The organism is Kluyvera intermedia, assembly GCF_021440345.1.
Classification (GTDB): domain Bacteria; phylum Pseudomonadota; class Gammaproteobacteria; order Enterobacterales; family Enterobacteriaceae; genus Kluyvera; species Kluyvera intermedia_A.
Genome location: NZ_JAKCNS010000010.1, coordinates 43,647 through 52,989, shown reverse-complemented (window position 1 = coordinate 52,989; position 9,343 = coordinate 43,647). Strand labels below are relative to the sequence as shown.

Here is a 9,343-nt window from a genome sequence, read left to right as displayed (position 1 = left end):
AAGTTGGCAGCATCACCGATGTTTTCATAAATCGAACTTATCGTAATTCGGTCTTTTTTCGGATCTATGCCATTGATCCCCATGTATAATTTTGAAATTATTTGTTCCATATATAGCTTGGCGAGAATGACCATAATCATATAGAACACCAGACAAGATAGCGTCACGATCCAGAATGTTTGTTTGGCAACGCTCGTGATGTCTTTGTAGTCGCTTTCATTCACAATGGTAAAGGCAAACCAATCGGGATTCATGTACGTTCTGTAAAAAACATAAACCTTTTCGCTGCTATCATAAAACTCACCTTCAACATTAGATGCCTGTTCAATCCATGAGCGAGGGATCTTTTTTCTTAGAATCTCTATTTTATTTTCACTAAGAACAACATCACCGGAAGCTGAGGTGATGAGAAACTTGCCATTGTAGGGAGCGATTTTGTTATTTATGGTTGAGCTTATCGATTTTAAATCTAAATCAAAGGCAATATTTCCGATAAAATAAGAGTGTTTATTAAAAAGGTTCATGCTGGCGGTAATGGATTTTCTCTTTGATTTGGATGTTCCACTTACATCATCAATAATAGAGGTATAGGGTTCTGAATAACTAATGAAGTCTTTGGTGGCGGTGAGTGGATACCATGGCCTGGAACGTGGAGAGAATTTGGTGAGTTCAATATTTGGATAGATTTTATATTTATCTCTTGGGTTTGAGATCATAACATTACTAAAAAATACGGTTGAATCAGTAATTGCGGGAATAACCGTGTTTAAATCTGTTGGCTGACCATCCAGGTATCTTTCAATATCTATCTCATCAATATTAGAAGATAAACTTCTGAACATTAGTTTTATTTCATTGAGAGGTGTTTCGATATTGGCCTTAGAGGCGTTGGCCGTAAATCGGGACATCGTACTTTTAAATTCTTTTTGGCTGCTGAAATCAATATAGAAATAAGTATATGTGCAGACAATGATGAAAGGGATGAGCAGTACGAAAAATATGCAGGCGATTGTTTTGTTTGCGGTGTAGATCTTCATCCTGGACGTCTCAATGAGAAAAACATTACAAATAGTATGGTTATGATATCATGGTAACATTCAATAATCATTAATTACGTAAAGTAATTATTTTATCTGGCTGTTTTTTGAGCGCGTCAGGTTTTTCCTATGAGATATAACGATGCGGGTTTTCATGCCATGTTCTCTTGCAGGCGCAGCGGTTTCGTTCAATACGGCTGATGAGAGCGTCTATCCACGGGTGCGGTGTCTGTCAGGGAACATGATCAGTATGTAGCGAAGTCATTCAACGGCGGGGTCATTGTAAAGTCCGGGGATAACCCAAACTTTACAATGAGCATCTCAGGTACGGTCTTCTCGCTTCACATGACGGTAGTCGTATTTGTCGCGCTTGTGCTGGTACAACAGATTGTCGGCTCGCAGAAAGGCTGACTGTAGGGTGTCGTTGCGACATAATTGGTAACAACCATATGAGAAATCGACCAATTTATCTCTGTCGATGATGGCGAGTTTCTCATGAATCCGTGAGATGATTTCGTGAGAAGTCAGTAATGTGTTATCAATGAGGATTAGATGGAATTTATCTCCGCCAAGCCGTATTCCATAATCACTTTTACGGATGGATAACGCTAATGCCGTACCAAGATTTTGAATGACTTTGTCACCGATATGACGCCCTCTGGTATCATTAATTTCTTTCAAACCATCGCTGTCTATAGCGATAACGGTAATGGCGATATTTTGCTCAATTAATGACTGAATTTTTTCATGCAGGGCCGGTGTTAATATTTCTTTATTATAGAGTCCGGTAATTAAATGAGGAACATTGCGTCCCGACTGGGAATTATGCTTAACGAACAGGTTTTTTACGTATTTACAGAGCATGATGGTGCTGACTATGTATAAAACTATCAACCAGCCATTGGTGATTAAAATGTATAAATAGTCAAGTTTTACGTGCAGAGTATAATACTTGGTTATTTCCTCTTCATGATCTAACGTAAGCAGAGCAGAGTGCTGCGGTTTGTGAAAGAGAATTTCTGCACCAGTATTATTATCGGTTACGTAGAGGTTAAGGAAGCGCCACAGAAGCGGTCTGTCAGCGGTGAAAAATGAGGCAGCTAAACTTTCGATGCTGATGTCAGTGATGAAAACCCCTTTCAGGTTTTCTCTATCAAAAACAGGCGTAATCATGCTGATTATGTTTTGCTGTGTATATCCATCTTCATAAATATGCGAAGTGATACTCTCGCCATTAAACAGGTCGGCAAGTGCGAAATCGTCTATTTCTAGTGTTTGTGCACTCTTTGATATATTAATTGAGTGACCATTAGCGACTAACCAGTTATTAAATGCGTAGTTGTTGGTATCAACAAGTTTGTTGATATAAATGTAATCATTAGACAGGTCTATGTAATATCTAATGTCATTAAAGAGATAGCCGTTATAGTTTGAAAAACTATATTGGCCTTCATTTCTAAAAATGGTTTTATTGATATCGGCCAATGCGGGTAAATCACGACTCCAGGTTTTGCAATCTGTATTTCGTGTTTGTAGTGTCCCATCAATATCCTGAGTGGATTTTTGGGTCAGATTGAATCCTAAGATATCACCCACTTTTTCAATTTTCGCACAGACTTTTTGTGAATTTTCGTCTTTATCCTGTGAGCGTGGTGCAGCAAAGTCTTTTGATAGCTGGAAGGCGATCTTTTGATTGATAAACTCTTCAAAAAAAAGCGCCGACTTTCCATTTTCGACAACGTACTCTAAGTAGTTACGCAACCGTTGTGTTTGATTAACAAAAACAGACACAAAAATAGTGGTTGTGAGAATAATGATAATGCTTATTGCAAATAGGTGTTTTTTTTGTAACACAACAGTAAGGCCTTCGGCACAGTTCCGTTTACAATGATTCTATATAGTTTATCATCCTGGTTAATATATCTCATGTGAAATTTGCAGCAATACTGATTTTATTGGCTAGATCATACAGGGATTCAGGTATCGCGGTACCCGCAGAACGACTACGCATGCCTTCATTTGAAGGTAAAACGATAATGAAAAGACAACGTTGATCATCTGACGTTCGTAATCAAAGCCGTAGAATGCGGTTGCGCTTGATACTGTGTGCAGTATTTATTGACTAAAAGGGTGGAAGATGAAGTTTTATTAAACAATCACCACACAAATTCTGGTGCGAAATAATAACAAGTATTTAAAAACTATCTTTGATGAATAGAGAAATCAGGCGGTTAGGGTGGTTATAAAAGTAGGGGTGATTTGTTAATATAATAAAAAATGTTATTAATTAACCTCACTAACTAAAGCAATAATAAAATTTATTCATTTTATCTATTGTAAGTTTTTGTATGTCCGTATAGATTTCGGCTCGGATTTCCATAGCGTTACTTTACTTATTAAGTCGTTAAAGAATTATTAATTTAATACTTATATTCAACATTTAATGATGAAGGTATTAGCTCGCTTGTAATAAGTCGGAATTTCTGAGGGCTAAAGGTAGGTGTAAATTTATTCTCTCTGCAATTGTTCTGCCGGTGACTACTTTTGGTACTCAGATATTTTATGTGGCCCTGGTGGATTAAAAGATGCGGATTGCGCGTGCTTAACAACGTGCATGATGTTTTTAGTCACTAAAAATCCACCGTTTGCGGGTGAACATTGAGGTAATGCACGTGGAACCAACAACGGTAGTCATGGTAGTGCTGGTACTGGTCGTAGCGCTAATTATGCAGCTAATCGTCATTGCGCTTATGGATTAGGCGGTGGCAGACGCGGAGGTAGGGCAGTCATTATTTATAGTCGTCCTCAAATGCCCTCATGCCATGGACAACCAGAAAAATGACATTCCTGATTGTGGGCATCACGAACGCCGTATACGTCCATACCGTGCCGACCTAACCCTATGATAACTCTCTAACCCCTTGAACCACAGAACACGCCAAAATCAATTAAATAAATAGGCATTGGCTATGCATCTTTATCTTCCTCGCTGAACATACCTATCACTCCTGACAAATCCATTATTTTTCAAAGCATTGTAAAAATACATCTATCTCATTCACCGCTGAGCGCAGGGTCTATGCTTATAAAAAGGCCCCATTGCAGGGACGGGCGTGGAATAACCCCACCCGACGCGGGTTGAAGTGATAATCATTATCACTAACATAGCGTTATCCTTTTTGAGGCTTCACTGATGAGGTAGACCTATGGATTTGCATTCAGGAACCTTCGATCCTAACGACGTAACCTGGCGCGGCGTAACGCTGACGCCTGCCGCCGCCGCGCATATTCGTGCGCTGGCTGAGCAGCAGTCGGGGATTCAAGGCGTGCGGCTCGGGGTGAAACAAACCGGCTGTGCGGGGTTTGGTTACGTGCTCGACGCGGTAAGTGAACCGGATAAAGACGATCTGCTGTTTGAATTCGACGGCGCAAAGCTGTGGGTCCCTTTACGCGCCATGCCGTTTCTTGACGGCACCGAAGTGGATTACGTGCGCGAAGGCTTGAACCAGCTGTTTAAATATCATAACCCGAAGGCGCAGAACGAATGTGGCTGCGGCGAAAGCTTCGGGGTATAGGCGGTACATAATGACGCGTAATACTGACGCAACTGACGATGTCCAGACCTGGGCCGGTGGCCCGCTGAACTATAAAGAAGGGTTCTTTACCCATCTGCAAACTGACGAACTGGCAACTGGCATTAACGAAGGGGTGGTGCGGGCGATCTCTGCGCGCCGCAATGAACCGGAGTGGATGCTGGAGTTTCGCCTGAAGGCTTACCATGCGTGGCTGGAGATGGAAGAGCCACACTGGTTAAAAGCGCACTATACCGGGTTAAATTATCAGGACTACAGCTATTATTCAGCACCTTCGTGCGGCAACTGCGATGATAGCTGCGCCTCGGAGCCCGGTGCGCAACAGCAGCCGGGGGCCAGTATTTTTTTGACCGACGAAGTTGAAGCCGCCTTTAATCAGCTAGGCGTACCGGTACGTGAAGGCAAAGAGGTGGCGGTTGACGCCATTTTTGATTCCGTTTCGGTCGCGACGACTTATCGAGAAAAACTGGCTGAGCATGGGGTTATTTTTTGCTCCTTTGGTGAAGCGATTCATGACCACGCCGAGCTGGTGAAACGCTATCTCGGTACGGTAGTGCCGGAAAACGACAATTTCTTTGCCGCGCTAAACGCAGCGGTGGCCTCTGACGGTACCTTCATCTATATCCCGAAAGGCGTGCGTTGCCCGATGGAACTGTCGACCTATTTTCGCATTAACGCGGAAAAGACCGGCCAGTTTGAACGCACGATTCTGATTGCCGATGAGGGGAGCTACGTCAGCTACATTGAAGGTTGCTCCGCGCCGGTTCGTGAAAGCTACCAGCTGCATGCGGCAGTGGTTGAGGTGATCATCCATAAAGACGCGGAAGTGAAATACTCGACCGTGCAGAACTGGTTCCCCGGTGACAACAACAGCGGCGGGATCCTTAACTTCGTAACCAAACGCGCGCTGTGTGAAGGCGAAAACAGCAAGATGTCATGGACCCAGTCGGAAACCGGCTCGGCGATCACCTGGAAATATCCAAGCTGTATTCTGCGCGGCGATAACTCCGTCGGCGAATTTTTCTCGGTAGCGTTAACCAGCGGGCATCAGCAGGCCGACACCGGCACCAAGATGATCCACATCGGCAAGAACACCAAATCGACCATTATCTCGAAAGGGATCTCTGCCGGACACAGCCAGAATAGCTACCGTGGCTTAGTGAAAATCATGCCAACCGCCACCAACGCGCGTAACTACACCCAGTGCGACTCAATGCTCATCGGCCCGGACTGCGGCGCACACACCTTCCCGTACGTGGAGTGTCGCAACAACAGCGCACAGCTGGAGCATGAGGCGACCACCTCGCGCATTGGCGAAGATCAGCTGTTTTACTGCCTGCAGCGCGGGATTAGTGAAGATGATGCTATCTCGATGATCGTGAATGGCTTTTGTAAGGATGTTTTCTCGGAACTGCCGCTGGAGTTCGCCGTGGAAGCGCAAAAACTACTGGCTATCAGCCTTGAACACAGCGTCGGTTAAGTATTAAGGGAAACGATATGTTGAGTATCAAAGATTTACAGGTCTCGGTTGATGATAAAGCAATCCTCCGTGGAGTGAGCCTGAACGTGCGTCCGGGCGAAGTTCACGCCATCATGGGGCCGAACGGCTCGGGGAAAAGCACGCTCTCCGCCACGCTTGCTGGGCGTGAAGATTATACCGTGACCGGCGGCGAAGTGACTTTCAAAGGTCAAGACCTGCTGGAGATGTCGCCGGAAGAACGTGCCGGGGAAGGCATTTTTATGGCGTTTCAATATCCGGTGGAAATTCCTGGCGTCAGCAATCAGTTTTTCCTGCAAACCGCGCTCAACGCGGTGCGCGCGCATCGCGGACAGGAACCGCTGGATCGCTTTGATTTTCAGGATCTGATGGAAGAGAAAATCGATCTACTGAAGATGCCGGCGGATCTCCTGACCCGTTCGGTGAACGTCGGCTTCTCCGGCGGTGAGAAAAAACGCAACGATATTTTACAGATGGCGGTGCTGGAGCCATCGCTGTGCATCCTGGATGAAACGGACTCCGGGCTGGATATCGATGCCTTGAAAATTGTCTCCGAGGGGGTGAACTCCCTGCGCGATGGTAAGCGCGCTTTTATCATCGTCACCCACTATCAGCGGATCCTTGACTATATCAAGCCGGATGTCGTCCACGTGCTGTATCAGGGGCGTATTGTGAAATCCGGGGACTTCACGCTGGTGAAACAACTGGAGGAGCAGGGCTATGGCTGGCTTAGCGAACAGCAGTAGCGCGCTGCAACAATGGCATGCGCTGTTTCAGGCGCGCGGCGGGCAGGCCTCACCGCAGGCGCAGGAGCATCTCAAGCAGGTAAAACTGCTGGGGCTACCGTCGCGCAAAGACGAAGACTGGAAATACACCTCATTAGATAAACTATTGACCAGCACATTCGTGGCGCCCGCATTACCTGCGCTGACGGCCGCCGACCGTGATGCCCACGCGCTGGCGCTGGATGCCTGGCGGCTGGTGTTTGTCGACGGACAGTTCGATGCGCGGCTAAGCGATGACCTTACGGACAGCGGCTTTGAGGTGACGGTGAATAACCAGCGGCAATCGTTGCCGGAAGCCGTGCATGGCGAAATTTTCCTGCATCTGACCGAAAGTCTGGCGACTAGCGTGACGCATATTAGAGTACGCCGTCATCAGCATCCGGCGAAGCCGCTCTTGCTGCTGCATATCACGCGTGGTCTGGCGAGCGACGAGATGAACACCGCACATTATCGCCACCACCTACAAATCGACAGCGGGGCGCAGGCCACGGTGATTGAGCAGTACGTCAGCCTGAACGAAACGCGCCACTTTACGGGTTCTCGTTTGACCGTCGAGGTCGCCGATAATGCCCAGCTTCAGCACCTCAAGCTGGGGTTTGAAAACGCCCAGAGCTACCATTTTGCCCATAACGATCTGCGCTTAGGGCGCGATGCCTCGGCATTCAGCCACAGTTTCCTGTTAGGGGCGGCGGTCACTCGTCACCACACCAGCACGCAGCTGAACGGCGAAAACAGCATGCTACGAGTCAACAGCCTGTCGATGCCGGTCAACACTGAAGTGTGCGACACTCGTACCTGGCTTGAGCACAATAAAGGCTACTGTAATAGCCGCCAGCTGCATAAAACTATCGTCAGTGACAAAGGTCGCGCCGTGTTTAACGGGGTCATTACCGTGGCGCCGCATGCGATTAAAACCGACGGGCAGATGACCAATAACAACCTGCTATTGGGGCGTCTGTCCGAAGTCGATACCAAACCGCAGTTGGAGATCTACGCTGATGACGTGAAGTGCAGCCACGGTGCCACCGTGGGGCGCATCGATGATGAACAACTTTTTTATCTGCGTTCGCGCGGGGTGGCGCTGGAGGAAGCTAAAAAGATAATCCTCTACGCGTTTGCCGCCGGGCTCACGGACGCTATTCCCCTCGAACCGCTAAAACAGTATGTTCTGGCGCGGATTGGGCAGCGTCTGTCTGGAGGTAAGCAATGACCTTTTCCGTACAGCAGGTGCGAAGCGATTTTCCGATACTGGCGCGTGAAGTGAACGGCCAGCCGCTGGCCTATCTTGATTCTGCCGCCAGCGCGCAAAAACCGGAGCAGGTGATCCACGCGGAAGCTGCCTTTTATCGCCACAGCTACGCCGCGGTTCATCGCGGGATCCATACGCTCAGCGCCGAAGCGACGCAGCGGATGGAGGAGGTGCGCCAGAAGGTCGCTCATTTCCTCAATGCCGCTAGCGCTGAAGAGATTGTCTTTGTACGTGGAACCACTGAAGCGATTAATCTGGTGGCCAACAGTTGGGGGACCCGCAACGTCGAAGCGGGCGATAACATCGTCATCACGGAGATGGAGCATCACGCTAATATTGTCCCGTGGCAGATGCTCTGCACGCGAAACGGTGCCGAACTGCGGGTGATCCCCTTAAATGCCGATGGCACCTTGCTGCTGGAAGCCGCCGCGAAGCTGTTTGATGAACGCACGCGTTTGCTGGCAGTGACGCAGGTTTCGAACGTGCTGGGTACCGAAAATCCGCTGGAAGAGTTGATTACGCTGGCCCACCAGCACGGCGCGAAAGTACTGGTGGATGGAGCGCAGGCGGTCATGCATCACCCGGTTGACGTGCGGGCGCTCGATTGCGACTTTTATACCTTTTCTGGTCATAAGCTGTACGGGCCGACGGGCATCGGCGCGCTGTACGTCAAAGCGGATATTCTTCAGGCGATGCCGCCATGGGAAGGGGGCGGTTCGATGATTGCGACCGTCAGCCTGACCGAAGGTACCACCTGGGCGAAAGCGCCATGGCGCTTTGAAGCCGGCACACCGAATACCGGAGGCATCATTGGCCTGGGCGCCGCGCTGGACTACGTGAGTGGATTAGGGCTCACGGCCATCGGCGAGTATGAACAGACGCTGATGCGCTATGCGCTGGATGCGCTCGCCAATGTTCCCGATCTGCATCTGTACGGCCCGGCTAACCGGCTGGGGGTGATTGCGTTTAACCTCGGTAAACACCATGCCTACGACGTGGGGAGTTTCCTCGATAACTACGGTATTGCCGTCCGTACAGGGCACCATTGCGCGATGCCGCTCATGGCATTTTATCAAGTTCCCGCTATGTGCCGGGCATCATTGGCAATGTACAACACCGTCGAGGAAGTCGACAGGTTGGTGGCCGGGCTACAGCGTATTCGACGTTTACTGGGATAACAG

Annotated in this window: 7 protein-coding genes; 5 read left to right on the top strand and 2 right to left on the bottom strand. The window is 48.2% G+C overall.

Annotated elements, in window-relative coordinates; all coding sequences use genetic code 11:
• Nucleotides 1–1,037 (bottom strand): cache domain-containing protein (locus tag LZ634_RS02780; protein WP_234502243.1); only part of this gene is annotated, 1,037 nt, incomplete at its 3' end.
• Nucleotides 1,038–1,358: 321 nt separating this feature from the next.
• Nucleotides 1,359–2,891: a diguanylate cyclase DgcJ gene (gene dgcJ / locus LZ634_RS02775; protein ID WP_234502242.1), complete on the bottom strand. Its 1,533-nt coding sequence runs from the start codon at nt 2,889–2,891 to the stop codon at nt 1,359–1,361.
• Between the two features lie 1,352 nt (nt 2,892–4,243).
• Between dgcJ and sufA the strand changes: the two genes are divergently transcribed.
• The 5 genes from sufA to sufS are packed head-to-tail and all read left to right on the top strand — an operon-like array spanning nt 4,244 to nt 9,340.
• Nucleotides 4,244–4,612 carry a Fe-S cluster assembly scaffold SufA gene (gene sufA / locus LZ634_RS02770; RefSeq protein ID WP_234502234.1) on the top strand — a complete coding sequence of 123 codons (369 nt, stop codon included), beginning with the start codon at nt 4,244–4,246 and terminating at the stop codon, nt 4,610–4,612.
• A 10-nt stretch (nt 4,613–4,622) separates the two neighbouring features.
• A complete protein-coding gene (gene sufB / locus LZ634_RS02765; RefSeq protein WP_234502233.1) occupies nt 4,623–6,110 on the top strand; it encodes a Fe-S cluster assembly protein SufB in 1,488 nt (495 codons plus the stop codon).
• 17 nt (nt 6,111–6,127) lie between these two features.
• Nucleotides 6,128–6,874 (top strand): Fe-S cluster assembly ATPase SufC, encoded by a 747-nt coding sequence (gene sufC, locus LZ634_RS02760; RefSeq protein ID WP_234502232.1) that lies wholly within the window; start codon nt 6,128–6,130, stop codon nt 6,872–6,874.
• Nucleotides 6,849–8,123, top strand: coding sequence for a Fe-S cluster assembly protein SufD (gene sufD / locus LZ634_RS02755; protein WP_234502231.1), 1,275 nt, complete (start codon nt 6,849–6,851; stop codon nt 8,121–8,123). The genes sufC and sufD overlap by 26 nt, the downstream gene beginning before the upstream one ends.
• Nucleotides 8,120–9,340 carry a cysteine desulfurase SufS gene (sufS, locus tag LZ634_RS02750; RefSeq protein WP_234502230.1) on the top strand — a complete coding sequence of 407 codons (1,221 nt, stop codon included), beginning with the start codon at nt 8,120–8,122 and terminating at the stop codon, nt 9,338–9,340. Before sufD ends, sufS begins: the two co-directional genes overlap by 4 nt.
• Nucleotides 9,341–9,343: the final 3 nt, after the last annotated feature.

Bases quoted from the DNA above. Each gene is read 5' to 3' on its own strand.
- sufA (WP_234502234.1), top strand. From the start codon at position 4,244: ATGGATTTGCATTCAGGAACCTTCGATCCTAACGACGTAACCTGGCGC.
- sufB (WP_234502233.1), top strand. From the start codon at position 4,623: ATGACGCGTAATACTGACGCAACTGACGATGTCCAGACCTGGGCCGGT.
- sufC (WP_234502232.1), top strand. From the start codon at position 6,128: ATGTTGAGTATCAAAGATTTACAGGTCTCGGTTGATGATAAAGCAATC.
- sufD (WP_234502231.1), top strand. From the start codon at position 6,849: ATGGCTGGCTTAGCGAACAGCAGTAGCGCGCTGCAACAATGGCATGCG.
- sufS (WP_234502230.1), top strand. From the start codon at position 8,120: ATGACCTTTTCCGTACAGCAGGTGCGAAGCGATTTTCCGATACTGGCG.